This is a genomic window from Pseudomonas sp. NFPP12, from assembly GCF_900103205.1.
GTDB classification, from domain to species: Bacteria; Pseudomonadota; Gammaproteobacteria; order Pseudomonadales; family Pseudomonadaceae; genus Aquipseudomonas; species Aquipseudomonas protegens.
In genome coordinates this window covers 261,621-287,525 of sequence record NZ_FMWW01000006.1, presented here as the reverse complement: position 1 = coordinate 287,525, position 25,905 = coordinate 261,621, and the positions used below count along the sequence as shown (strand labels likewise).

At 64.4% G+C, this 25,905-nt stretch carries 19 protein-coding genes; 8 read left to right on the top strand and 11 right to left on the bottom strand.

Annotation, left to right across the window (positions count from 1 at the left end; all coding sequences use genetic code 11):
* A partial coding sequence (locus BLS75_RS26125) for a methyl-accepting chemotaxis protein (RefSeq protein WP_072452199.1) occupies nucleotides 1-1,121 on the bottom strand: 1,121 nt, incomplete at its 3' end.
* 311 nt (nucleotides 1,122-1,432) lie between these two features.
* Here BLS75_RS26125 and BLS75_RS26120 point away from each other — a divergent pair.
* From BLS75_RS26120 to BLS75_RS26110, 3 genes are all read left to right on the top strand, one after another.
* Nucleotides 1,433-1,663 carry a hypothetical protein gene (locus BLS75_RS26120; RefSeq protein WP_015633896.1) on the top strand — a complete coding sequence of 77 codons (231 nt, stop codon included), beginning with the start codon at nucleotides 1,433-1,435 and terminating at the stop codon, nucleotides 1,661-1,663.
* Nucleotides 1,660-1,962: a cell division protein ZapA gene (locus tag BLS75_RS26115; RefSeq protein WP_011058865.1), complete on the top strand. Its 303-nt coding sequence runs from the start codon at nucleotides 1,660-1,662 to the stop codon at nucleotides 1,960-1,962. The genes BLS75_RS26120 and BLS75_RS26115 overlap by 4 nt, the downstream gene beginning before the upstream one ends.
* Nucleotides 1,963-2,080: 118 nt before the next feature.
* A complete protein-coding gene (locus tag BLS75_RS26110) occupies nucleotides 2,081-4,018 on the top strand; it encodes a methyl-accepting chemotaxis protein (RefSeq protein ID WP_015633897.1) in 1,938 nt (645 codons plus the stop codon).
* A 156-nt stretch (nucleotides 4,019-4,174) separates the two neighbouring features.
* Here the strand turns inward: BLS75_RS26110 and BLS75_RS26105 are convergent, their stop codons facing one another.
* Both BLS75_RS26105 and putA read right to left on the bottom strand, forming a co-directional pair.
* Nucleotides 4,175-5,977, bottom strand: coding sequence for an acyl-CoA dehydrogenase (locus tag BLS75_RS26105; RefSeq protein ID WP_072452063.1), 1,803 nt, complete (start codon nucleotides 5,975-5,977; stop codon nucleotides 4,175-4,177).
* Nucleotides 5,978-6,253: 276 nt separating this feature from the next.
* Entirely contained in the window at nucleotides 6,254-10,207 is a 3,954-nt protein-coding gene (gene putA, locus BLS75_RS26100; RefSeq protein WP_072452062.1) for a trifunctional transcriptional regulator/proline dehydrogenase/L-glutamate gamma-semialdehyde dehydrogenase, read from the bottom strand.
* 81 nt (nucleotides 10,208-10,288) lie between these two features.
* Here putA and BLS75_RS32235 point away from each other — a divergent pair, with 81 nt between their 5' ends.
* Entirely contained in the window at nucleotides 10,289-10,546 is a 258-nt protein-coding gene (locus BLS75_RS32235; RefSeq protein WP_143031440.1) for a hypothetical protein, read from the top strand.
* A gap of 124 nt (nucleotides 10,547-10,670) precedes the next feature.
* Nucleotides 10,671-12,155 carry a sodium/proline symporter PutP gene (gene putP, locus BLS75_RS26095; RefSeq protein ID WP_011058869.1) on the top strand — a complete coding sequence of 495 codons (1,485 nt, stop codon included), beginning with the start codon at nucleotides 10,671-10,673 and terminating at the stop codon, nucleotides 12,153-12,155.
* A 185-nt stretch (nucleotides 12,156-12,340) separates the two neighbouring features.
* Here the strand turns inward: putP and BLS75_RS26090 are convergent, their stop codons facing one another.
* The 6 genes from BLS75_RS26090 to BLS75_RS26065 form a co-directional block, all read right to left on the bottom strand.
* The gene (locus BLS75_RS26090) at nucleotides 12,341-12,835 is read right to left on the bottom strand and encodes a DUF2165 family protein (protein ID WP_072452061.1); all 495 of its coding nucleotides are present in this window, start codon (nucleotides 12,833-12,835) and stop codon (nucleotides 12,341-12,343) included.
* 108 nt (nucleotides 12,836-12,943) lie between these two features.
* Nucleotides 12,944-14,215: an O-acetylhomoserine aminocarboxypropyltransferase/cysteine synthase family protein gene (locus tag BLS75_RS26085; RefSeq protein ID WP_015633901.1), complete on the bottom strand. Its 1,272-nt coding sequence runs from the start codon at nucleotides 14,213-14,215 to the stop codon at nucleotides 12,944-12,946.
* 249 nt (nucleotides 14,216-14,464) lie between these two features.
* Complete coding sequence (locus BLS75_RS26080) at nucleotides 14,465-15,889, bottom strand: glycerol kinase (protein WP_011058872.1); 1,425 nt, start codon at nucleotides 15,887-15,889, stop codon at nucleotides 14,465-14,467.
* Between the two features lie 2 nt (nucleotides 15,890-15,891).
* Nucleotides 15,892-17,148 carry an NAD(P)/FAD-dependent oxidoreductase gene (locus tag BLS75_RS26075; protein WP_072452060.1) on the bottom strand — a complete coding sequence of 419 codons (1,257 nt, stop codon included), beginning with the start codon at nucleotides 17,146-17,148 and terminating at the stop codon, nucleotides 15,892-15,894.
* A complete protein-coding gene (locus tag BLS75_RS26070; RefSeq protein ID WP_015633904.1) occupies nucleotides 17,135-18,541 on the bottom strand; it encodes an NAD(P)/FAD-dependent oxidoreductase in 1,407 nt (468 codons plus the stop codon). Before BLS75_RS26070 ends, BLS75_RS26075 begins: the two co-directional genes overlap by 14 nt.
* A 159-nt stretch (nucleotides 18,542-18,700) precedes the next feature.
* Complete coding sequence (locus tag BLS75_RS26065; protein ID WP_011058875.1) at nucleotides 18,701-19,465, bottom strand: DeoR/GlpR family DNA-binding transcription regulator; 765 nt, start codon at nucleotides 19,463-19,465, stop codon at nucleotides 18,701-18,703.
* A 382-nt stretch (nucleotides 19,466-19,847) separates the two neighbouring features.
* On the opposite strand from BLS75_RS26065, the gene eutH reads away from it, so the two are divergent.
* The 3 genes from eutH to rlmJ all read left to right on the top strand — a co-directional run bounded on the left by eutH (nucleotide 19,848) and on the right by rlmJ (nucleotide 22,416).
* Nucleotides 19,848-21,083 (top strand): ethanolamine utilization protein EutH, encoded by a 1,236-nt coding sequence (gene eutH / locus BLS75_RS26060; protein ID WP_011058876.1) that lies wholly within the window; start codon nucleotides 19,848-19,850, stop codon nucleotides 21,081-21,083.
* A 36-nt stretch (nucleotides 21,084-21,119) separates the two neighbouring features.
* On the top strand, nucleotides 21,120-21,476 hold the full coding sequence (locus BLS75_RS26055; protein ID WP_072452059.1) for a DUF1937 family protein: 357 nt from the start codon (nucleotides 21,120-21,122) through the stop codon (nucleotides 21,474-21,476).
* Between the two features lie 103 nt (nucleotides 21,477-21,579).
* Nucleotides 21,580-22,416 (top strand): 23S rRNA (adenine(2030)-N(6))-methyltransferase RlmJ, encoded by an 837-nt coding sequence (gene rlmJ, locus BLS75_RS26050; protein WP_041115394.1) that lies wholly within the window; start codon nucleotides 21,580-21,582, stop codon nucleotides 22,414-22,416.
* A gap of 62 nt (nucleotides 22,417-22,478) precedes the next feature.
* On the opposite strand, the gene msrA is transcribed toward rlmJ, so the two are convergent.
* Nucleotides 22,479-23,126, bottom strand: a complete 648-nt coding sequence (msrA, locus tag BLS75_RS26045; protein WP_011058879.1) for a peptide-methionine (S)-S-oxide reductase MsrA — start codon at nucleotides 23,124-23,126, stop codon at nucleotides 22,479-22,481.
* Nucleotides 23,127-23,200: 74 nt separating this feature from the next.
* A complete protein-coding gene (locus tag BLS75_RS26040) occupies nucleotides 23,201-25,894 on the bottom strand; it encodes a sensor domain-containing phosphodiesterase (RefSeq protein ID WP_011058880.1) in 2,694 nt (897 codons plus the stop codon).
* Nucleotides 25,895-25,905 lie beyond the last annotated feature (11 nt).

The following is a 25,905-nucleotide window of genomic DNA, read 5'->3' as shown; positions in this document are numbered from 1 at the left end:
ACCTTGCCGATGTCCCGGGACTCGTTGGCCAGGTCGCCGATCAGGCTGGCGGTGCCCTGCACGTCGGAGCTCATGCGCTCGATGGCCGACACGGTTTCGCGCACCAGGTCGCGGCCGTCGCCGGCGGAAGTGGTGGCGCTCTTCGAGGCTTCGGAGGTGCTCACCGCATTGCGCGCCACTTCCTCCACGGCGCTGGTCATTTCATTGACCGCGGTGGCGGCCTGTTCGATCTCGTTGTTCTGCTGGGTCAGGCCGCGGGCGCCTTCCTCGGTGACGCTGTTGAGCTCTTCGGCCGCCGACGCCAACTGATGGGCGGAGCCGGAAATACTCTGCAGGGTGTCGCGCAGCTTTTCCTGCATCGTGACCATGGCTTGCAGCAGGCGCCCGGCTTCGTCGCTGCCATCGACCGTGATGGGGCGGGTCAGGTTGCCTTCGGCGATCTCTTCGGCGGCCCTCAGGGCATTGGCGATGGGCTGGGTGATGCTGCGGATCAGGCGCCAGGCGAACAGCAGGGTCAGGGCGCTGGCCAGCACCAGCAGCCCCACCACCAGATTGAAGGCTCTGCGGTACTGAGCGGCAGCATCATCGTCGGCGACGGTGGCGTAATGGCTGTTGATCTCCACCAGTTGGTTGAGGACCGCGTTGATCTTTTCAGCGCTGTCCATCAGGTCGGTATTGAGCAGTTGTTGCATGGCCTCAAGCTGGTTGTTGTGCGACAGCTCGATCAGTTGGCTCTCCAACTGCCGGTGGTGGCTCAGCAGCGTGCCGTATTGCTCGTAGGCAAGGCGCTCCTCGGGGCTGCTGATGAGCTTCAGGTACTGGGCCCGGGCTTCTTCGATCTTCTGGTTGCGCTGGTCGATGGCATCCAGGGTCTGCTGCTGGGCCTGGGGTTCGCGGTTGAGCAGCAGTCGGTAGGCCTGGACCCGTTGGCGCAGGCTGAGCTGGGTGAATTCATCGACGCTCTTGATGCTCGGGATGGTGTCCTGGCTCATGCGCTCGGTGGCTGAGCGGATCTTGCCCATCTGATTCAGGGCGAACACCCCGAGAAACAGCATCAGGCAGCCGATCAGGGCAAATCCGAGGAAGGCCCTCGGGGCAATATTCAGGGAGCGCAGGGACATGGACATTACCTCGGGTGAGCGCTTTATTGCGCTGGCAGGATCAGGGACGTACCTGTCTATCGCGTTGAACAATGGCTTCTTGAACCGGCGGATGCAGTTTCAGAAATTTCTTATGCGTAACTGGGAAAGTTCATAAAAGTCCGAGACTCCGACGAGGCGTCAGGAACCGGAGCGCAGAATGACAGTCTCTAACAGCTCTCGCGGAAGGGTCATCGCCAGTAAAATCAAGGCTTTGCGCCTGGATAACCCTGGCATCCAGGGTGACTTTTCTTTATCGTACGCGCCCTTTGCAAAAAGCCCGGAAGATCAAAATGTTGGAAGCATCCCTCAGCCAATTGGAACAGCTGGTCAGCGACCTGGTGGTACAGAACCAGGAACTGCTCGGTACGAACGCAGCCCTCAAGGAACAACTGGACCAGGCCAAGGATGAAAACGAAAGCCTGCAACTGAGCCTGATGGAGCAGGAAGAAAAGCAAGGCGCCACCGCTGCCCGGATCCAGGCGCTGGTTGAGCGTGTCAGCGCGAGCCCGGCCAATCCATGAGACATCACATCGATGGAGTGAAGGTCGTTTCGATCCTGGGGGAGGATTACTCGATCAAGGCGCCGGCCGGGGAAGAACAGACCCTGATGGACGCTGCGCTGATGCTCAAGGCGGCCCTGGCCGACACCAAGAAGAAGTACCCGACGCTGATCGGCGAGCGCCTGCTGGTGCTGGCGGCGATGAACCTGTGCTCGCAGCAGATCGAGATGCAGAAGCGCCATGCCCAGGAACTGGAGCGCTATCAGGAGCAAGTGAGCGCCACCGTCGAGGTCATCGCCAAGACCATTCAACAGAACTGACGGAACTGCACACAGCCGCAGGGTTATAGGTTGGACAAACATAACCAATGTTTGTATACAACCTTCCGCGGCTGGCGCGACATTTCAGCCTCTTATACCAATAAGAAAGAGGTGTTCCATGCAATTCTGGCGACGCAGTATTCAATGGCAACTGGTCCTCAGCATGGGCTCGGCCCTGCTGGTCAGCCTGCTGGTGGTGGTGGCGGTCTACACCGTGGTGATCAACCACCTGACCCAGAACTACCTGGTGGACAAGGCGCTGCCTTCGAGCATCGAAGCCATGCGCAACGATATCGAACGCATCCTCGCCCAGCCGCTGACGGTCGCCCGGGACATTGCCAGCAACGGCATGCTGCGCGATTGGCTGGCAGGCGGCGAGGATCCGGCCCAGGCCCAGGTGTTCGTCGACTACCTGGAAGGCATCCGCGCCGAAAATCAGGCCTTCACCACCTTGATGGTGGGCACCGCGACCAACCACTACTACAACGAGAAGGGGCTGGATCGCACCCTCAGCCGTTCCAATCCCAAGGACGCCTGGTTCTACAGCTTCATCGACAGCGACAAGCCGCGGCTGCTCAACATCGACACCGATGTGGCCACCGGCGAGTTGGCGATGTTCATCGACATGCGGGTCAAGAAGGACGGCAAGCTGGTGGGGGTGGCCGGGCTCGGGCTGAAGATGCAGGCGCTGTCGCAACTGATCCATGATTTCAGCTTCGGCGAGCACGGCAAGGTCTATCTGGTGCGCGCCGACGGCTTGATCCAGGTTCACCCTGAGGCGCAGTTCAGTGGCAAGCGGCACCTGTCCGAGCAGATCGGCGAATCGGCCGCCCAGGCGGTCATGGGGCACGAGGGGCTGGCCAGCAGCCGGTTCGTGCGCGACGGCGAAGACTTTGTGGCCCTGAGCCTGCCACTGCGGGGCATGGGGTGGTCGCTGGTGGCCGAGGTGCCCGAAGCGCAGATCTACGCCGATGCCCGGCAAACCTTGTGGCTGACCACCGGTATCGGCCTGGCTATCGCCCTGGTCTGCCTGTTGCTGGTGATCTGGCTGGCTCGCGGCCTGGTGCGGCCGGTGCGCCAGGTGACCGCCGGGCTGGTAGCCATCGGCAGCGGTGGTGGCGACCTGACCCTGCGCCTGGATGCCAGCCGGGCCGACGAGCTGGGGGACCTGGCCCGGGGTTTCAATCGTTTTCTCGACAGCCAGCACGGCATGATCGGCGAAGTGCTGGCCACCACCGAGCGTCTGCGCTCATCCGTGGGGCAGGTGGCGGCGGTGGTGGAGAACACTGCCGAGCGCTCGGGGCGGCAGCAGGAAATGACCGACATGGTGGCCACGGCCGTGCACCAGATGGGGCTGACCGTCCAGGACATCGCACGCAACGCCGGGCAGGCGGCCGATGCGTCCCAGGCGGCCCGGGATGAGGCCCAGCTGGCCCAGGGGGTAGTGGACGGCTCGATCCGGCACATCGAAAGCATGTCCGGGGAAATTGCCCTGGCCGCCAGCGCTGTCAGTGAGCTGGCGCATCAGGTGGCCTCCATCGATCAGGTACTGGCGGTGATCCGCGGGGTCTCCGAGCAGACCAACCTGCTGGCCCTCAATGCGGCTATCGAGGCAGCCCGTGCCGGGGAAATGGGCCGTGGCTTTGCCGTGGTGGCGGACGAAGTGCGGACCCTGGCCCAGCGCACCCAGGCTTCCACCGACGAGATCCAGCAGATGATCCAGAGCCTCAAGCAGGGCGCGGAGAATGCCGTGGCCTCCATGCATGCCGGGCAGTCGGCCACCGGTACCGGGGTGCAGTCCAGCCAGCAGACCGGGGCTTCGCTGACAGCGATCACCGGGCAGGTTGAGCACATCAGCGACATGAACCAGCAAGTGGCCACCGCCACCGAGGAGCAATCGGCGGTGACCGAAGAAATCAACCGCAATGTCCAGGGCATCTCCGATCTGGCCCGGGCCACCGCGGCCGAAGTCCAGGCCTGCCGTGAAGACTGCCGGACCCTGCAGCGCCTCTCCGAGGACCTGGCCCGACAGGTGGGCGGCTTCAAGCTGCACTGACCGCCCGCCGCGGTGTGTCAGGCCGGGCGCCTTCGCCGGCAAGCCGGCTCCTACGGGGAGCAACGGTGCCTGGTGTAGGAGCTGGCTTGCCAGCGAACCATGCGCCGCGGTGTGTCAGGCCGGGCGCTTTCGTCGGCAGCCGGCTCCTGGGTGGCCTCAGAACCAGGCGTCCTGCATGCTCAGGCAGGTATCGTCCCGCGCTTCCAGCAGTGCCAGCTCGTGCTGGCAGCCTGGCACTTCCCAGGTCAGGAAGTAGCGCGCGGCCTGCAACTTGCCCAGGTAGAAATCCCGATCCGCCGCCACTGCCTGCGCCAGTCCTTCCTCGGCCCGGATGGCCTGTTCCAGCCAGCGCCAGCCGATCACCGCATGGCCGAAGGCTTTCAGATACAGCGCCGAGTTGGCCAGGGTGCTGGTGACCTTGCCGCTGGCCAGGTCACCCAGCAACCCCAGCGTCACGTTTTGCAGGCGCGTTACCAGTTGTTCCAGGGGCAGGCGCAGGGCGTCCAGTGATTGATGGGCGCCGGCCCGCTCGCCGGTCTCGGCAATCAGGCGTACCAGGCGCTTGAGCCCGGCGCCGCCGTTCTGCGCCAGCTTGCGCCCCAGCAGGTCCAGGGACTGGATGCCGTGGGTGCCTTCGTGAATCGGGTTCAGGCGGTTGTCGCGGTAGTACTGCTCCACCGGGTACTCCCGGGTATAGCCGTGGCCGCCGAGAATCTGGATCGCCAGTTCGTTGGCCTTCAGGCAGAACTCTGAAGGCCAGGACTTGACGATCGGGGTCAGCAGGTCCAGCAGTTCGTGGGCCTGCTGGCGCTCGGCCGCATCGGCCAGGGTGGTGGTGTCGTCGAACAGCCGCGCCGCGTACAGCCCCAGGTCGAAGGCGCCTTCGACGTAGGCCTTCTGGGTCAGCAGCATGCGCCGCACATCGGCGTGCTGGATGATCGCCACCGGCGCGGTGCTCGGGTCCTTGCTGTCCGGCAGGCGACCTTGCGGGCGTTCGCGGGCGTATTCCAGGGAGTACAGGTAGCCGGCGTAGCCGAGCATCACCGCACCCATGCCGACGCCGATCCGTGCCTCGTTCATCATCTGGAACATGTAGCTCAGGCCGTGATGGGGCTTGCCCACCAGATACCCCACGCACTGGCCGTTATCGCCGAAGTTCAGCGCGGTGGAGGTGGTGCCGCGCCAGCCCATCTTGTGGAACAGCCCGGCCAGCAGCACATCATTGCGCGGCCCCAGGCTGCCGTCGTCGTTGACCAGGAACTTGGGCACGATAAACAGCGAAATGCCCTTCACTCCGGGCGGCGCGTCCGGCAGCTTGGCCAGGACCATGTGCACGATGTTTTCCGACAGCGGGTGGTCGCCGCCGGAAATGAAGATCTTGTTGCCCTTGAGCCGGTAGCTGCCGTCGGCGGCCGGTTCGGCACGGGTGCGGATATCCGATAGCGACGAGCCGGCATGGGGCTCGGTCAGGGCCATGGTGCCGAAGAAGCGACCGTCAATCATCGGCTGCAGGAAGCGTTGTTTCTGTTCTTCGGTGCCGAAGCTCTCGATCAGGTTGGCGGCGCCCATGGTCAGGAACGGGTAGGAGGTCGAGGCCGCGTTGGCCGCCTGGAAGTGGGCGAAGCAGGCCTGGGACAGCAGGGTTGGCAGTTGCATGCCGCCGGCCTCGAAACTGCGGGCGGCATTCAGGAAGCCGGCTTCGAGGAACGCATCCACCGCCGGTTTCACTTCGGGGATCAGCACCGCCTGGCCGTCTTCGTAGCGTGGCTCGTGCTCATCGCCCTTGCGGTTGTGCGGGGCGAAGAACTTCTCGGCGATGCTGCGGGCGGTGCCCAGGGCGGCGTCGAAGGTTTCCCGGTTGTGCTCGGCAAACCGCTCGCGCTGGGTCAGGCCCTCGGCGTCGAGTACCTCATACAGTTCGAAGGCCAGATTGCGGGAACTGAGCAGCGTCTCGGACATGGCGGCATACCTGTGGGATAGGGAATGGGCCGAGTCTAGGCGCGTGAATGAAGGCTGGATAGCAAGATTGATGTGGGTGATAAAGATGCCAAACAGGCACAGCCCCTGTCGCCGCTGCGAAGGCTGCGATAAGTCCCGCAGGAACTTCGGCGGCAATGAAATCGCTACGGCCGTTCCGGCCGGTCGCAGCCTGCGGCAGCGGCTACAGGAAATGGCGTCGGGCAAAAAAAAGAGCGCCGCTGAGGGCGCTCTTTTCCAGGGTGCTGACTATCGGCTTCAGCCGATGGTCATCAGGCTGGCGTTGCCGCCGGCCGCAGCGGTGTTGACGCTCAAGGCGCGCTCGATCACCAGGCGCTCCAGGGCAATCGCGGTCTCGCCCTGGGACAGGCCCTGGACGCCGACGATGGCACCGGCACGCTGGGCCACCTGCTGGCAGACGCTGCGCAGCTGGTCGGAATCACCGTGGTGCAGGACGGCGTCGAATACCACTTCGTCCTTGCTCCAGTCGGCCACGCGCTGGATGCGTGCCTGGACTTCCTTCGGCAAGCGGGCGAACAGCGCCTTGCTGATCTCGCTTTCCGGCCACACCGCCGAGCCACCGACGGCCAGCACGGCTGCCAGTTGGGTCAGCAGGTCACCCTCGACCTCCGCCAGGCACAGGACGTGCTCGCGGGGCAGGATGGCGTAGCTGTTGCGCTCGCCGGTAGGGCCGGTCAACTGCCGGGTGATGCCGCTCTGGGACTGGCCGGCGAACTGTTTGCACAGGATCGCCAGTTCCGCCAGCTTGCTGCTCTCGGCCCAGGCTTGCAGGGCGTTCAACGGCTTGCTGAGGACTTCGCGCAGGCGCAGGTCCGGGGCGTTCTCGGCGTCGCCACGGGCAAAGGACTGCTCGATGGCATCCACCGGGCGGGTCGACAGCAGGCGGTACAGGTACAGCGGGCCGCCGGCTTTCGGGCCGGTGCCCGACAGGCCTTCGCCGCCGAACGGTTGCACGCCGACCACGGCACCGACGATGTTGCGGTTGACGTAGACGTTACCGGCGTGGACGTTGTCCACCACCTTGGCGATGGTCTCGTCGATCCGGGTGTGCACGCCCAGGGTCAGGCCGTAGCCGGAAGCGTTGATCTGGGCGATCAGCTGGTCGATTTCCTTGCGCTTGTAGCGCACCACGTGCAGCACCGGACCGAAGATCTCGCGCTGCAGCTCGTCGAAGCTTTCCAGCTCGATCAGGGTCGGCATGACAAAGGTGCCGCGCTTGCATTCTTCGCCGTCGGCGATGGCCATCTGGTACACGTTGCGACCTTTGTCGCGCATGGCCTGGATGTGCTTCTCGATGCCGGCCTTGGCTTCGGCGTCGATCACCGGGCCGATGTCCACCGACAGGCGCTCAGGGTTGCCCAGGCGGTTTTCGGCCATGGCGCCCTTGAGCATTTCGATCACACGCTCGGCGGAATCTTCCTGCAGGCACAGCACGCGCAGGGCCGAGCAACGCTGGCCGGCACTGTCGAAGGCCGAGGACACCACGTCGATGACCACCTGTTCGGTCAGGGCCGAGGAGTCGACGATCATCGCGTTCTGGCCGCCGGTTTCGGCGATCAGCGGGATCGGCCGGCCCTGGTTGTCCAGGCGCCCGGCGATGTTGCGTTGCAGCAGACGCGCAACTTCAGTGGAGCCGGTGAACATCACGCCCTTGACGCGTTCGTCACCCACCAGGCGGGCACCGACGCTTTCGCCCTGGCCCGGCAGCAGTTGCAGCACGCCTTCGGGAATCCCGGCTTCGAGCAGCAGGCGCACGGCCTGGGCGGCTACCAGCGGAGTCTGTTCGGCCGGTTTGGCCAGGACCGGGTTGCCGGCAGCCAAGGCTGCGGCGACCTGGCCACTGAAGATTGCCAGCGGGAAGTTCCACGGGCTGATGCACACCACCGGGCCCAGTGGGCGGTGGGCGTCGTTGCTGAAGTCGTTGCGGGCCTGCACCGCGTAGTAGCGCAGGAAGTCCACGGCTTCACGCACTTCGGCGATGGCGTTGGCGAAGGTCTTGCCGGCTTCCCGGGCCAGCAGGCCCATCAGCGGCTGGATCTCGCCTTCCATCAGGTCGGCGGCGCGTTCCAGGATCGCAGCGCGTTCGGCCGGCGGCGTGGCCTGCCAGATCGGTGCGGCGTTGAGGGCGCACTGGATGGCGTTGTCGACGTCTTCGACCGTGGCTTCCTGGACGTGGCCCACCACATCGCGATGGTCCGAAGGGTTGAGTACCGGCGCCGGGGTTTCGCTGCTGGCGGCGCAACCGAGTATCGGTGCGGCTTTCCAGTTGTTGTGGGCGGTGGCCAGCAGTGCGCAGGACAGCGACGCCAGGCGGTGTTCGTTGGCCATGTCGATGCCGGCGGAGTTGGCCCGCTCGGCGCCATACAGGTCACGCGGCAATGGAATGCGCGGGTGCGGCAGGCCGAAGCCGCCTTCCAGGGTGGCCATCTGTTCGATCTGGGTCACCGGATCGGCCACCAGTTCCTGGATCGAGATCGACTGGTCGGCTATACGGTTGACGAACGAGGTGTTGGCGCCGTTTTCCAGCAGCCGGCGTACCAGGTAGGCCAGCAGGGTTTCGTGGGTGCCGACGGGTGCGTACACGCGGCACGGACGGTTCAGCTTGCCTTCGGAAACCTTGCCCACCACTTGCTCGTACAGCGGTTCGCCCATGCCGTGCAGGCACTGGAACTCGTACTGGCCGGGGTAATAGTTCTGACCGGCAATGTGGTAGATCGCCGACAGGGTGTGGGCGTTGTGGGTGGCGAACTGCGGGTAGATGACTTCCGGCACCGACAGCAGCTTGCGTGCGCAGGCGATGTAGGAAACGTCGGTGTACACCTTGCGGGTGTAGACCGGATAGCCTTCCAGGCCTTCGACCTGGGCGCGCTTGATCTCGCTGTCCCAGTAGGCGCCTTTCACCAGGCGGATCATCAGGCGGTGACGGCTGCGACGGGCCAGATCGATCACATAGTCGATCACGTACGGGCAGCGCTTCTGGTAGGCCTGGATCACGAAGCCGATGCCGTTCCAGCCGGTCAGCTGCGGTTCGAAGCACAGGCGTTCCAGCAGGTCCAGCGACAGCTCCAGGCGGTCGGCCTCTTCGGCGTCGATGTTCAGGCCGATGTCGTATTGCTTGGCCAGCAGGGTCAGGGACAGCAGGCGCGGGTACAGCTCTTCCATCACGCGCTCGTACTGGGCGCGGCTGTAGCGCGGGTGCAGGGCCGAGAGCTTGATGGAGATGCCCGGGCCTTCATAGATGCCGCGACCGTGGGAGGCCTTGCCGATGGAGTGGATGGCCTGCTCGTAGGACGCGAGGTACTTCTGTGCGTCGTGCTCGGTCAGTGCGGCTTCGCCGAGCATGTCGTAGGAATAGCGGAAGCCCTTGGCTTCGAACTTGCTGGCGTTGGCCAGGGCTTCGGCGATGGTTTCACCGGTGACGAACTGTTCGCCCATCAAGCGCATGGCCATGTCCACGCCCTTGCGGATCATCGGCTCGCCGCTCTTGCCGATGATGCGGCTCAGGGAGGAGGTCAGGCCGGCCTCGTTGTGGGTCGACACCAGCTTGCCGGTGAGCAGCAGGCCCCAGGTGGCGGCGTTGACGAACAGCGATGGGCTGTTGCCCAGGTGCGGCTGCCAGTTGCCGGTGCTGATCTTGTCGCGGATCAGCGCGTCACGGGTGCCCTTGTCGGGGATGCGCAGCAGGGCTTCGGCCAGGCACATCAGCGCCACGCCTTCCTGGGACGACAGGGAGAACTCCTGCAGCAGGCCCTGGACGATACCGGCACGGCCGCCGGCGCTCTTCTGGTTGCGCAGCTTCTCGGCGATCGAGGCGGCCAGCTTGTTCGCGGCTTCGGCGGTGGCGGCCGGCAAGCGCGCCTGCTCCAGCAGCATCGGCACCACTTCCGGTTCCGGGCGGCGGTAGGCGGCGGTGATCGAGGCGCGCAGCACCGACTGCGGGAGAATGCTTTCGGCGAACTCCAGGAAGCATTGGTGAGCGTGATCGGTCTGTACCTCGCCGGCATCCTCGCCGTCTTTGGCGGTGGCACTGCTCAGCTCGGTCAGGGTTGCACCACCCTCGAGTTTTTCCAGGTAATTGAAAATCGCCTGCTTGATCAGCCAGTGCGGCGTACGATCGATCGAGGCCGCGGCGGCCTTGAGGCGCTCGCGGGTAGGGTCGTCGAGTTTGACCCCGAGGGTGGTGGTAGCCATATTTTTATCCTCATGTTTGCCACGCACGTGTGGCATCAGCTGGCGGCAAGATTATCCGCGCACTGCAATAGGTGCAACCGGGTGCAACCCATTTTTAGCTGGAAAAAGAAGCAGCTTGTCAGGAATAAAATTCCTGCACGGAGTAGCTTGCCTCCTACTGGTGCCTTTACTTCTGAAAACGCCATTTTTTGCTCCAAAAAGGAGCAAAAGCGTCGTCAGCGACCAGTTTTTAGACAAGGTGCAACTGATTCGGCGCAAATTGGTTGCACCTTGTTCGTCTTGTTGCATAGGATTCGCGGCCAAGGTGCAACCGTCCTGCAGGACTGGTTCATCGGCTGATGGCTTTCCTGGGGAAACATCAGTCATAAATGCGCGGCCCGCCTGATCGTCTCCCAAGCGTCATCGTTTGGCGGCGGGTGGCAGTGGCCGCCGCACCATAAAAACAAAGCCAGGGCGTAACTCAATGAGTGCAAGCAATCCAACCTTGATCACCTTCGTGATCTACATCGCGGCAATGGTGCTGATCGGCTTCATGGCCTATCGCTCCACCAACAACCTTTCCGACTACATTCTTGGCGGCCGCAGCCTCGGCAGCGTGGTCACCGCGCTTTCCGCCGGTGCTTCCGACATGAGTGGCTGGCTGCTGATGGGCCTGCCGGGCGCCATCTACATGTCCGGTCTTTCGGAAAGCTGGATCGCCATCGGCCTGATCGTCGGTGCCTACCTCAACTGGCTGTTCGTGGCCGGCCGCCTGCGGGTGCAGACCGAACACAACGGCGACGCACTGACCCTGCCGGACTACTTCTCCAGCCGCTTTGAAGACAAGAGCGGCCTGCTGCGGATCATCTCTGCGGTGGTGATCCTGGTGTTCTTCACCATCTATTGCGCCTCCGGCATCGTCGCCGGTGCCCGCCTGTTCGAAAGCACTTTCGGCATGCCCTACGAGACAGCGCTGTGGGCCGGTGCGGCGGCAACCATTGCCTACACCTTCGTTGGTGGTTTCCTGGCAGTGAGCTGGACCGATACCGTCCAGGCCACGCTGATGATCTTCGCTCTGATCCTGACGCCGATCATCGTTCTGCTGGCGACCGGTGGCGTGGACACCACCTTCCTGGCCATCGAAGCCAAGGACCCGACCAACTTCGACATGCTCAAGAACACCACCTTCATCGGCGTGATCTCGCTGATGGGCTGGGGCCTGGGCTACTTCGGCCAGCCGCATATCCTGGCGCGCTTCATGGCCGCCGATTCGGTGAAGTCGATTGCCAAGGCCCGTCGCATCTCCATGACCTGGATGATCCTGTGCCTGGGCGGCACCGTGGCGGTGGGCTTCTTCGGTATCGCCTATTTCTCGGCGCACCCTGAGGTGGCCGGCCCTGTGACCGAAAACCCTGAGCGGGTGTTCATCGAACTGGCCAAGCTGCTGTTCAACCCATGGATCGCGGGTGTGCTGCTGTCGGCCATCCTGGCGGCAGTCATGAGTACCCTGAGCTGCCAGCTGCTGGTGTGCTCCAGTGCCCTGACTGAAGACTTCTACAAAGCCTTCTTGCGCAAGCACGCTTCCCAGTTGGAACTGGTGTGGGTCGGCCGCGCCATGGTGCTGGTGGTGGCGCTGATCGCCATTGCCATGGCCGCCAACCCGGAAAACCGCGTGCTGGGCCTGGTGAGCTATGCCTGGGCCGGGTTCGGCGCGGCCTTCGGCCCCGTGGTACTGATTTCGGTGATCTGGAAAGGCATGACCCGTGACGGCGCGCTGGCCGGCATCATCGTCGGTGCCGTCACCGTGATCCTGTGGAAGCATTTCGCTCTGCTGGGCCTGTACGAAATCATCCCGGGCTTCATCTTCGCCAGCCTGGCGATCCTGCTGGTGAGCAAGATGGGCACGCCGAGCGCCGGCATGGTCCAGCGCTTCGAAGCGGCCGAGAAGGATTTCAAGCTCAACCACTGAGTGCGCAAATCCTGCCCTGATTCCCCAGGGCGCTGAAGAACGGCCCGCTGCGTCACCGCAGCGGGCCGTTTTTTTTCGCGTCCCGTAGCCGCTGCCGCAGGCTGCTAACGAGGGGCGCTCGGAGGGACCGCAAGGCCCTGCGGGCTTTTGCGCAGCCTCGTCATGGCTCGGCAGCGGCTACAGGGTCAGTGCAGCTCGGTGTCGGGCTGGTTGAGGAATATCAGTACGCCAAGGATCGCCATGTAGAACTTGAACGCCGCGTCCTGGCCGTTCCAGGCCTTGGACTGCCACATCATGAACCACTCGCCGCCAACCACCATGAAGCCGAAGAACCAGACGCAGAAGCCCAGGCAGAAACCGGCGATGGCCCAGCGTTTGGTGCGGTTGAAGTAGCTGGCCACGCCGTGCCGGGCCAGCCACAGGCGCAGGGCGCCGAATGCCAGCAGCATGCCGGTCAGGGCTTCACCGGCGATGATCAGCCAGTAACCGGCATTCCACAGCAGCGGCAAGGTCAGGGCGCGGTCGGTGGCGCTGTTGCCGGGGAAGACGCTGTCCATGCTCAGCACGTGCTGGACAAAGGCGAAGTTGGAACCGTAGTCGCTGATGTTGTTGTAGGCCACCAGCAGGGCGAAGGCCGCCACTGCCAGGGTCATGGTGATCTTGACGTAACGCACAATCATGTCGGGTTCCTTTGCGGGTGATTAAGGGTCCTGGAGGCTGGAGAGGGGAGTGGCGTGGGTGCCAACGCGCTAGGCAATGGCCCTGGCGCAGAACGCCAGGGCCGGGGGTCAGGCTTGTTGCAGTGCCTGGTCCAGGTCTTCGAGCAGGTCTTCGATGGCCTCGATGCCCACAGAGAGACGGATCATCTCCGGCTTGACACCGGCCTTGGCCTGCTCTTCTTCGTTCATCTGCCTGTGGGTGGTGGACGCCGGGTGGCAAGCCAGGGACTTGGCGTCGCCGATGTTCACCAGGCGCTTGAAGATCTGCAGCGCATCGTAGAAGCGCACGCCCGCGGCATAGCCGCCCTTGAGGCCGAAGGAGAGGATCGCCGATGGCTTGCCCTGCATGTACTTGCGCGCCAGTTCATGGTGCGGGTGGTCGGGCAGGCCGGCGTAGCTGACCCAGGCCACCAGCGGGTGGGCCTTGAGAAACTGCGCCACCTTGAGGGCGTTGTCGGTGTGGCGCTCCATGCGCAGGGCCAGGGTTTCCAGGCCTTGCAGCAACAGGAAGGCGTTCATCGGCGCCAATGCTGCGCCGGTGTTGCGCAGCGGCACGGTGCGGGCCCGGGCGATAAAGGCGGCGGGGCCGAACTTCTCGGTGTAGACCACGCCGTGGTAGGCCGGCTCCGGGGTGTTGAGGCTGGCGAACTTCTGCGGGTGGTCGGCCCAGGGGAAGTTGCCGCTGTCGACGATCACCCCGCCCAGGGAGTTGCCATGGCCACCGACGTACTTGGTCACCGAGTGCACCACGATGTCGGCGCCGAACTGGATCGGCTTGCACAGGATCGGCGTGGCCACGGTGTTGTCCACCATCAGTGGCACGTTACGGGCGTGGGCGGCCTGGGCCAGGCCCTCGATATCGACGATGTTGCCCGCGGGGTTGCCGATGCTCTCGCAGTACACCAGCTTGGTCTTGTCGTCGATCAGCTCGGCAATGGCCTCGGCCGAGTCGTCCCGGGCGAAGCGTACTTCGACCCCGAAGCTTGGCAGCAGGTGGGCGAACAGGGTGTAGGTGCCACCGTACAGCTGGGGCGTGGAGACGATATTGTCCCCAGCCTGGGTCAGGGTCTGGATCGCGTAGTGGATGGCGGCACTGCCGGCGGCCACCGCCAGCCCGGCGATCCCGCCTTCCAGGGCGGCCATGCGCTGTTCCAGCACATCGTTGGTGGGGTTCATGATGCGGGTGTAGATGTTGCCGGGCACATCGAGGTTGAACAGATCAGCGCCGTGCTGGGCGTTGTCGAACTCGAAGGCGACGTTCTGGTAGATGGGCACGGCCACGGCCTTGGTGGTCGGGTCCGACTTGAATCCATGGTGCAGCGCAATCGTTGCGTCTTTCATAAATCCTCGACTAAGGGTCTGTTACCAAGCGGTAACAGACCCTGGCTAATCCATTAATGAGCACAGCCAGGCAGGTCGTGTGCCCGCGCAGCAGTCAGTGGTCCCGTGTGTCTGAGTCGCCAGCAACCGCTTGATGTGCCCGCCGCTTGGCCGCGAGCGGGCGCGTCAGTGTCCAATAGGCGCGGCGGATGGGCAAGGGCCCCGAGGTGCGGCAGGAAAGGGCCGGCCATCCATGGCCGGCGGGCTGTTTCAGTGCGGCTGGGACCAGCCCTGGGAGCGCTTGACCGCGGCGCTGAAGGTGCAGCGCCAGGCGTCTGCCGTGGCCCGATCGATACGCGGCCGGTAGTCGGTGCGGGTGTTGTCCAGCTCTGGCAACTCCAGCCCCAGGCCGCGGGCGGCGAGGGCGGCGCAGCCCAGGGCGGTGAGTTCGTCGAAGCGCTGGGTGACGATGGTGCGTTGCAGGATATCGGCCAGGAACTGGGCGAAATACGGGCTGCGGGCCAGGCCGCCGTCAATCGACAACTGGTCGGTGACGTTGAGGTGATCGTCCATCGCCGTGATCACTTCGGCGCTTCGCAGGGCCACGCCTTCCAGTACCGCCTGGCACAGGTCCTGGCGAGTGGTGGCGGCGTTCATGCCGATCCACACCGCCCCGGCACTGCGGTCCCAGTGCGGGCAGGCAAGCCCGGACAAGGCCGGGACAAACGCCAGCTCGCGGGAAATCGCCGGTGGCTGATCGAAGGCTGCCAGTTCCGAGAAATCGCTGAACAGGCCCAGGCGCCCGGCCCATTCCACTGCGGCGCTGGCGTCGTACACGCCACCGTCCATGGCATACACCGGTTTGCCGTCGGCCTGCCAGGCGACGGTGGCCAGCAGGCCTTTCTCCGGGGCGCGAATGATCTGTTCGCCTGTGACTGTCAGGGCGAAGGCGCCGGTGCCGAAGGTGATCTTGGCGTCCCCCGGCTCCCGGCAGCCGTGACCGTACAGCGAGGCTTGCTGGTCGACCACCGAGGCGCTGATGGGGGTCTGGCCGATGCGTCCGAAGTCGCCGACCGTGGCGCGGATTTCCGGCAGGGCCTGCATGGGCACGCCGAACAGCTGGCACAACTGCGGGTCCCACTGGCCGGTGGCGAGATTCATCAGCGAGGTGCGCGAGGCGGTGGTGATGTCAGTGGCGTAGACCCCGGTCAGGCGATCGAGAAAGTAGGCATCGGTGGTGCCCAGGCGCAGGCGGCCGGCACTCAGGGCGGCCTGTGCCGCCGGCAGGTTGTCGACGATCCAGGCCAGCTTGCTGGCGGAGAAGTAGGCATCCAGGGGCAGCCCGGCCCGTTCCAGGGTCAGGGCTTCGGCGCCGCTGGCGCGCAGTTCTTCGATGCGCGCGGCGCTGCGGTTGTCCTGCCAGACGATCACCGGCGACAGCGGCGCGCCGCTGACGGCGTCCCAGGCCAGGCAGCTTTCACCCTGGTTGGCCAGGCCGATGGCGTCGACCCGGCCGGTGGCTTCCAGGCAGCGTTGCAGGTTGGCCAGCAGCTCCAGCGGGTCGTGTTCGACCCAGCCCGGGCGCGGGTGATGCTGCTGGTGGCGCAGTGCCAGTTGGATATCGGCACGGCCTTGCATGTCCACGACCAGTACGCGGGTGCTGGTGGTGCCCTGGTCAAGTGCGGCTATTCGCATGGTCATTTCTCTTGTTGTGGGACGGCCTGGTCGATGCAGATGTCCAGTTGGTCGAAATGTTCCGGCAGGTGCAGGTCCTTGATGGGGATCAGCAGGCGCCGTTCCGGCAGTGCCGAGACCGGTCGGCTCCAGAGCTCCAAGCCCTGGGCGCGGACCCGCAGGGTGCCACTGACCGCCTGGCTGACCCGCAACTGGATGTGCGCCAGGCCCGCCAGCTCGCCGCGCACCAGGCGGCCCGGCACGCCGAGCTTGATCGGGGCGGCGTACTTCAGGGTCAGGGCGTCATTGGCATCGGGTAGCTGGCCGCTCAGGGCCAGGGCCATCAGGCTGCCGATGCGCCGCCCTTCGCGGTAGGACCAGCCGGCCGTCTCGATCGGCCGCAGCAGGTTGCCGGCGGCAAAGTAGGCCGGGTCCGAACAGCGGCCGTACTGGTCGATCTTCGGCCCCCCGCTGCCATTGTCCAGTTGCAGGTGGCTCAGGCGCACCAGGCTCGACTCCGGGGTGAACTGGCCGGTGAGCAGCACGCCGTCGCAGGAAATGTCGCGAACCTGGCCGTCGGCCAGGCGCACCCGGGCCGACTCCACCCGGCCACACCCATTGATCGCCAGCAGCTCGGCGCCAAAGTGCATGGGGATGCCCAGCAACCTTGGGAACACCGACAGCGGCCAGCGGGCGGTGGCTCGTTCATTGGCTTCCAGCACCGCCACCGGACGGATACCGGCGCGTCGGCAACTGAGCACGGCAGACAGGCTGACCAGTTCGGTGCCGATGATCAGCGGCCGCTCGAAAGGCTTGAGGTGCTGCACATAGAGGAAGTTCTGCAAGGCCCCGGTGTTGATCACCCCCACCGGGCGGTCGCCGGACAGCAGGCGTGCCGAGCGCGGGGTTTCCCGGGCGCCGGTGGCGATCAGCACCTTCTGTGCCTGGATCTGCCGTGGCCCGTCTGGAGTGGCCAGGCGCAACAGGCCGCCGGGCTCCAGGCTGACCACCGTGTGTCGCGGCAGCAGGATCACGCCGGCTTTCAGCGCGGCTTCGACATTGCGCCGGGCATAGGCCGGGCCGCTGAGAAGGCGCTGGTACTCGCGCATGCCGAAGGGCGGGTGGGCACAGTGCCGGGGAATGCCGCCGGCTTCGCTTTCACGTTCGATGACAATCACCGGGCCGATACCCTGGCGCCGCAGTTCGATAGCCGCGGCCAGGCCCGCCGGGCCGCTGCCGATAATGGCCGCTTCGGCCTGAAGAAGTTCAGTGCTGTTCATGGCAACGACCTGTGGCAAGAGGGACGGCCAGTTGGCTGGCGCTGAGTTCGGCGACCTGGGCCGAGCAATAGAAACCCTGGCAGCGGCCCATGCAGGCGCGGGTGCGGCGCTTGAGCCCGCCCAGGTCGCCAGGGGGCAGGGGGCTGTGCAGGGCGCTTTCTATTTCGCGCCGGGTCACCAGTTCGCAATGGCAGACGATTTCGCCATAGCCGGGGCGCTGCCAGTCGCGGGGCAAGTGCTCCGCCAGATTGGGCATCTGTGGCCAGACCGGTTCGCGCACCGGCTGGTGCTGGCGGCGCTGGCTGTACAGGCCGTAGACATGCCGGGCAATACCCAGGGCGGCGGTGAGCCCGGTGGAGCGGATGCCGCCGACGGTGATCCAGTGCCGGGCGTGGTCGGCCTGGATCCGGTACTCCTTCTTTTCGCTGGCGGGGCGCAGCCCGGCGTAGGTGGCGGTGACCGGCATCCCGGCGAGGGCGGGAATCCGCTCCACGGCGGCATCGATCAGGCTTTGCAGGGTCGGGCCGTCGAGCCCTGCATGCACGCGGTCCTCCTGCTCTTCGGCGGTGGGGCCCACCAGCAGGTTGCCGTACACCGTGCGGGTCAGGACTATGCCCTTGGTGCGCTCGTTGGGTACCGGCAGGACGATGCGCTCCAGCAGTGTGGCCGCGGCCTTGTCGAAGACCACGAACTGGCCCTTGCGCGGCATGATGCGAAATTCGCTGTGGCCCAGCAGGTTGTGTTCCAGGGTGTCGCCGAACAGCCCGGCGCAGTTGATCACCTGGGCGCTGCGCAGGGTGCCCCGGTTGGTGTGCAGGGTCCAGGCGTCGCCATCGAACTGGCCTTGCTGCACCTCGCATTGCAACTGTACGCGGGCGCCATGGGCCATGGCCTGCTGCAGGTAACCCAGGGGTGCGGACCAGGGGTCGATCAGGTGCTCGTCGGGGACCAGTACCGCGCCCACGGCGTGATTGGCCAGGTGCGGCTCCAGGGCGAGGATTTCGCTGCGTTCCAGCAGGCGAACGTTGTCTACCCCATTGGCCTGGGCCTGGGCGAGGATCCCCGGCAGCCTGGCCTGGTCCTCGGCGTTCCAGGCCACCACCAGCGCGCCACTCTTGAGCAGTGGCAGGTTCATGGCCGAGTGGATTTCCAGGTATTCCTGGTAGCCGGCCTGCATGCACTGCAGTTCCAGGCTGCCACTGGGGGCGTCGAAGCCGGTGTGCAGGATGGCGCTGTTGGCCTTGCTGGCGCCGGAGAGAATGTCGCTGCCCTTTTCCAGCAGCACCACCCGTGCGCCTTCGAGGGCGAAGCGCCGGGCCATGGCGCAACCGACGACCCCGCCACCGACGATGGCCACATCGAAAGTCACATTGTTCGGATAAAGTTCGGTCATATAAATGCCTGTTTCCTGCGGTAACACCCAAGGATCTGTGCAGGAATCAAAGCATAATGCGGGCCATGATTGTTGTTTTTGTTTTCTATTCGGTCATATATCGGTCATTTGGTTGTGGTTTTTTGGGGGGTGGCCATCAGCTGTGGCAACGGCCCTGGTTCAGGGTTGTGGCACCAGATGCACCTCCACGCCCGCTTTCTCCAGGGCCGCCAGCAGCTCCGGGCCGGGCTGGCGGTCGATCACCAGGCGGTCTATGCGCTCCAGCGGGAACACCTTGAACAGGCCGCGGCGTTCCAGCTTCGAGGAATCGGCGATCACCGTCAGCTGGCGGGCCTGGGCAATCATGGCGCGGGCCACTTCGGCTTCTTCGATGGAGAAGTCCATGGCGCCGTCTTCATTCAGTGCGCCAATGGTGATCACCGCGTGCTCGGCGTTGAAACGGGTGATCTGTTCCAGGGCCAGGGTGCCGACGTTCTGTGTCGAGTCGGGGCGATATTCACCACCGATCATGAACACCCGATTGCCCGACTCGCCAATGCAGCCGGCAATCGGCAGGGAGTTGGTGATCACCGTCAGGCGGGTGTGCTGCGCCAGTTCCCGGGCGAAGAACAGGGTGGTGGTGCCGGTATCGATGAAGATGCTGTCGCCCGCGCAGAACAGGCCGGCGGCGTAGCGGCCGATGGCGCGCTTCTCCTGGGCGTGTTCGTTCATGCGGGTCTGGAAGGTGTTTTCGTGCTCGCCGGTAGGGGGCAGGGCCGCGCCACCGTGGAACTTGGTGACCAGGCCGCTTTCCGCCAGGTCGCTGAGGTCGCGGCGGATGGTTTCCTGGGATGTGGCAGTGATGCGCGCCAGCTCTTCCACAGAAATCCGCTCCCGTTGCCGCAGGAGTTCGAGAATGTGCTGTCGTCGTTCGTTGGGGCGCATGGTGTTTTCCGTTTAGTGGTACTTCGCCACACAAATGGGCATTTTTTGTTACTTACGCACACTCCTGGTTCAGGAATGTGCTGATTCGGTCAAATTCGATGGAAAAGTTAAGCATTTACTTGCACGTTTCACAATGGCCTGCAGTCATGGGGTTGGCAAAGGAGCCACGGCAGGTCGGGCCAATGTTGCGAAGGTGCATTGACCGAAATATGGTTGTTTTAAAGTAAAAACCACAACTAATACACATTGTGGCACGGGATGTGCCCTGTGTTTCATCACCTGGTTCATCGTTCTCCTTGGCGATGAGTGACCAGAGCTGGCCTCGACAAGAACTTCCCCGGCGGGGGAAACCTATAAATGACGCTCAGAGAGATGAACCCACATGGCTGAATTTGGAAACTACGTCATTTACCTGATCATGCTCGGCGCCGTGATCGGCGCCCTGTCATCCATCATCAAGCCCGAGAGCGGGCTGGGTAAGGAGTTCGTCAACGGCATCCACTCCATCGGCCCGGTGTTCCTGGCCCAGGCCGGGATCATGGTGGCGATTCCCTACCTGTCCCAGGGCATTTCCCACGCCCTGGGGCCGTTCTTCAACGCCCTGGGTTCGGATGTCTCCATTGCGGCGCTGTCGATCATTGCCGTGGACATGGGCGGCTACCAGTTGGCCAACGCCCTGACCGCCAACCGTGACCTGTGGATCACCGCAATGCTGGTGGGCTACACCTCCGGGGCGACCATCGTCTACCTGATCCCGGTGGGCCTGACCATGCTCGAGCGCAAGGACCACAAGTACCTGGCCCTGGGTGCCATGGCCGGGCTGATCAGCATTCCGTTCGCGGTGCTGATGTCGCTGCTGATCATCACCGCTACCCACTTGCCGGTGCGGGACATCGTTTCCACCAACTCCGAGGCGCTGTACTACCTGTCCCTGGGCTTCGTCGACATGCTCAAGCTGCTGGCGCCGCTGTTCGTGTTCTGCTTCCTGCTGGCGGCGGGGTTGCGCTACCGGCCGCAGATGATGGTCAGGGGCTTCCTGGTGTTCGGCAAGATCATGGACGCGGCGATCAAGCTGATCCTGGCCCTGAGCATCGTCGAGCACTTCACCAAGTTCTTCAGCATCAACTTCGGCGGCTGGGGCTTCGACCCGATGTTCGCCGACGAAAAGGAGCTGTTCCGGGCGATCGAGATCGCCGGCTACATCGGCATCATGCTCGCCGGTACCTTCCCCATCTGCTACCTGTTCCAGCGCTACTGCAAGAAGCCCATGGAACTGCTGGGACGCCATCTGAACCTGTCCAGCACCGGTGCCGCGGGGTTCATCATGGTGTTTGCCAACATCATCGCCACCTTCCACCTGTTCAAGCACATGACCGCCCGCGACAAGGTGCTGTGCGTGGCCCTGGGGGTCTGCGCCCAGGCACTGATCGGCGACCACCTGGCGTTCACTGCGAACTTCCAGCCAAGCCTGATCCTGCCGATTCTGCTCGGCAAACTGTTCGGCGGCCTGCTGGCGGTGGCGATCGCCATCCGCATCTCGGTGCCGGCCGCCCAGCGCTATGAGCTGCAAGAGCAGGAACAGGCGGCAGCCTTTGCCCTGCAACCTGCGCGGGCCTGACGGCCCGCATCACCTATCCCTGAAATCGAGGTAACGATGCGCAAGATTTTCCTGGCCTGCCCCTACAGCCATTCCGAGCCGGCCGTCGTCAACGAGCGTTTTCTCCAATGCAACCAGGTCGCGGCGCAGATACTGGAGGCCGGCCATGCGGTGTTCAGCCAGGTGAGCATGTCCCACCCGATCAACCTGTGCCTGGCGGGCAAGGACAATGCCGCCATCGGCAAGCTCTGGGCGCCGGTGGATGCGCTGTACATGGCGATGATGGAGGAGCTGATCGTGCTCGACCTGCCGGGCTGGAAGGACAGTGGCGGGATCAAGCGCGAGATCGAGGTGTTCGAAACGTCCGGGCGGCGGGTCAGCCTGTGGTCGCAAGTCAGCCACGAGTTTGTCTGAAACCCTGGCCGTGCCCGTCGTCGCCTGCGCCGGGTACGGCTCCGCTCTGAACTGACGACAGCCTGCGCACAGGGTAAACTTGCCCCCCTGCGCAGGAGCAACCATGAACTATCGTCACGCCTTCCACGCCGGCAATCACGCCGACGTCTTCAAACACCTGACCCTGACCCGCCTCATCGCCCTGATGTCGCGCAAGGAGCAGCCGTTCGCCTACCTCGACAGCCACGCCGGTATCGGCCTGTATGACCTCAAGGGCGACCAGGCCACGCGCACCGGCGAGTACCTGGAAGGCATCGCCCGCCTGTGGGGCGATGAGGACCTGCCGGCGCTGACCGCCGATTACATGCAGGTGCTGCGCAAGATGAACCCCGATGGCGAGTTGCGTTACTACCCGGGCTCGCCGGAACTGGCTCGGCGCCTGACCCGTTCCCAGGATCGGGTGCTGCTCAACGAGAAACACCCGGAAGACGGCCTGCTGCTCAAGGACAACATGAAGGGTGACCGGCGGGTAGCGGTGCACCTGGGCGAGGGCTGGCACGTGGCGCGGGCCCTGCTGCCGGTGGCAGAAAAACGCGCGGTGATGCTCATCGACCCGCCTTTCGAGCAACTGGACGAGATGCAGCGCTGTGCGGCATCGCTGAAGGAAGCCATTGGCCGCATGCGCCAGACCGTGGCGGCCATCTGGTACCCGGTCAAGGACCAGCGCGCCCTGCGACGTTTCTATCAGGACCTGGCCGGTACCGGTGCGCCGAAGCTGCTGCGGGTGGAGTTGCTGGTGCATCCGCTGGACACGCCCAACAGCCTCAACGGCTCGGGCCTGGCGATCGCCAACCCGCCTTGGGGCCTGGAAGAGGAATTGCGCGAGTTGCTGCCCTGGTTGTCGAAGAAGCTCGGCCAGACCCAGGGCGGCTGGCAGATGGACTGGTTGATCGCAGAGTAAAGGGTCGCTGGCCAGCCAGCTCCTGCGGAAGGTTGCAGGAGCCGGCTGGCCGGCGCAAGGACTCAGATCGGGCAGGTCACGCCGGTGCCGCCGATCCCGCAATAGCCTTCAGGGTTCTTCGCCAGGTACTGCTGGTGGTAAGCCTCGGCGAAGTACACGGTCGGCGCTTCTTCGATTTCCGTGGTGATGGTGCCCAGGCCGGCCTTGGTCAGCTCCGCCTGGAACACGTCCCTGCTGTGCAGCGCCTGCTCCAGCTGGGTCGGATTGGTGGCGTAGATCACCGAGCGGTACTGGGTGCCGATGTCATTGCCCTGGCGCATGCCCTGGGTCGGGTTGTGCAGTTCCCAGAACATCGCCAGCAATTCCTTGTAGCTGACCTTTTCCGGCTCGTACACCACCAGCACCACTTCGGTATGCCCGGTCAGGCCCGAGCAGACTTCTTCGTAGGTCGGGTTCGGGGTGAAGCCGCCGGCATAACCCACGCACGTGCTGAACACGCCTTCGCGCTGCCAGAAGCGCCGTTCGGCACCCCAGAAACAGCCCAGGCCGAAGATGGCGAAATCCACATTGCCCGGAAACGGGCCCAGCAGCGGGTTGCCGTTGACGTAGTGTTCGGCTGGTAGGGCCATGGGGGTTTCACGGCCAGGCAGAGCTTGTTCTTTGGTTGGAAGCACGTTTTTGTTCACCAGGATTTCCGAGCGCAAGACCATGTTGCAGTCCTCCAGTCAGGTTGGGGAGTCAGTCAGTCGATAGACACGCAGTTTGCCCGAGTGTTACAGCGCTGTCAGGCAATTGGGCCACGAGGATAACGCTTGAGCTTGGCAATCAGCTCGGAGCCGGGAATCGGCCGGTCGAACAGGTAGCCCTGGCCCACGTCGCAGCGGTGGCGGCGCAGGAAGGCCAGTTGCTCGGCGGTCTCGATGCCTTCGGCGACCACCTTGATCTTCAGGTTGTGGGCCATGGCGATCACCGCGGAGGTGATTTCCATGTCGTCCTGGTTGTCGGGGATCTCGTGGATGAAGCTGCGATCGATCTTGATGATATCGATGGGGAATTTCTTCAGGTAACTCAGGGACGAATAGCCGGTGCCGAAGTCGTCCATGGCCAGGGTCAGGCCGAGTTTTTTCAGTTGTTCGAGCTGCTGGTGGGTGTCGTCGGTGGCTTCCAGCAGCAGGCCCTCTGTTAGCTCAAGCTCCAGCAGCGAGGAGGGCAGCTGTTCTTCCTTGAGGATGCTGGCGATGGAGGCCACCAGGTCCGGGTCGGAAAACTGCTTGGGCGACAGGTTGATGGCCACGTGCAGGTTGCCCATGCCGGCGGCGGTCAGTTGCTTGCTCATGCGGCAGGCCTGGCGGGCGATCCACTTGCCGATGGGGATGATCAGGCCGGTTTCTTCCGCCACGCTGATGAACTGGTCGGGGCGGATCATGCCCTTTTCCGGATGGTTCCAGCGCAGCAGCGCCTCCATGCCCAGCAGGCGGCCGCTGCGCAGGCACAGCTTGGGCTGGTAGAACACGTCCAGCTCGTTCTGGGTCAGGGCGCGGCGCAGGTTGTTCTCGACGAACAGTTTGTAGCTGGCCTCGGCGTTCAGCGCCTCGGTGAACACCTGCACCTGGTGCTTGCCGTTGGCCTTGGCCTTGTGCAGGGCCAGGCCGGCGTTGCGCATCAGGGTCTGCGGGTCACGGCCGTGCAGCGGCGCGCTGGCCAGGCCCACGGAGCCGGTGACGCTGATCAACTGGTTGTCGACGAACATCGGCTTGTCCAGGGTCATCAGCAACTGGCTGGCGATCTGTTGCCCGGTTTCCAGGTCGGTGTTGTCCAGCAGCACGGCGAATTCGTTGCTGGCGAAGCGCGCCAGGCTGCCGCTGGGGCTCAGGCTGTTGCGCAGGCGCCGGGCCAGGCTGATCAGCAGTTTGTCGCCGGTCTGGTGGCCGAGGCTGTCGTTGATCCGCTTGAAATTGTCGATGTCCACCAGCAGCAGGCTGATCGGGGTATCGCTGTCTCGGGCAAAGCGTTCATCGAGGTTGCGGATGAAGGCGGGGCGGTTGCCCAGGTTGGTCAGGTTGTCGGTGTAGGCCAGGCGCTCGATGCGCTGCTGGGCGAGCTTGGTCTGGGTGATGTCTTCGTAGATACCGATGTAGTGGGTCAGCTCGCGGTTGTCGCCATACACCTTGGAGATCGACAGTTGGCCCCAGTAAGGCTCCAGGTTCTTGCGCCGGCTCTTGAACTCGCCCTGCCAGCTGTTGCTCTTGGCCAGGCTGGACGGAGCGTCGAACAGCAGCTCGCTGAGGTTTTCCAGGGCCGGCAGTTCGGACAGGCGGTGGCCATGGACCTCTTCGGTGCTGTATTGGGTGATCGCCGTGAAGCTGGGGTTGACGTACTCCACCACGCCGTCGCAATTGACCAGCAGGAAGGCGTTGGCGCTCTGCTCCACGGCGCGCTGGAACAGGTGCAGGGCGCTGGTGGCGGCCCGCCGGTTGTGATTGTTGATGACCTGGGCGAACTGGTCTGCCAGTTCGCCGGCGAAGGCGATCTCGTCGGACTGCCAGGCCCGGGTCATGCCGGTCTGTTCCAGGCACAGCACGCCGACCACCTGGCCGTCGATGCGGATGCTGGCGTCGAGCATGGCGTTGACGTCCCGCGGGCGCAGGCTCTCGGCCATCTCCCGGGTTCGCGGGTCGCGCATGGCGTTCTGCGCGTCGATGGCGCGGCAGCTGTGCAGGGCTTCCAGGTAGTCGGGAAAGCTGCTGGCGTCGATGGACTCCGGCATGCGGTATTCCTGGGGGCCGCGGTGATAGGCGGCAATCGGCACCAGTTGCTGGTCTTCCAGGTTCCAGATGCTGGCGCAGTCGATCTGGTAGATGTCGCAGGCGCTGCGGGTAATCAGTTCGGCAGCTTCCTTCAACGAATTGCCGGTGCTGTAGCGCTGGCGGGTCAGGAGCAGGATCAAATCCTGCTGCGCACGCACCCGTTCCAGGTGCTGCAATTGCTCCTGCTGGGCCCGCTGGTTGAGTTCCAGGGCGATCTGCAGGCGGGTGTTCTGGGTTTCCAGATCCAGTGCCGGCAGCGCCGAAGCATCGCTGAACAGCCCTTCGACCACCAACAGGTAGCCGCGCAGCAGGTGCCGGTTGTGCTGTTTGTAGGCTTCGCCCAGCTCGAGGATGCTCAAGGGCCCCTGGGCGGTGTGCAGGGTATAGCGGATCAGGTAATGGGAGCTGTTGCTCAGTTGCTGCTGGATGGTGTCGTGCAACTGATAGCGGGCTTCGGGCTCCATCAGGCTGGCATAGGGCGAGCCGACCAGGGCGCAGAGTTCGACGGCGGGCAGGCCGAACTGGCGTTCGCAATTGGGATCGAGAAACAGCAGCGCCCAGCTCGCTTCATTCAGCCGTTCGAAACGCAACATGCCGAGCCGCGAGGGCACAGGCAACTGCGTCACTACCTCGGCCGCCATACGGCTGGCGGCATCGGGTTGGCTTTTCATGGGGAAACTCG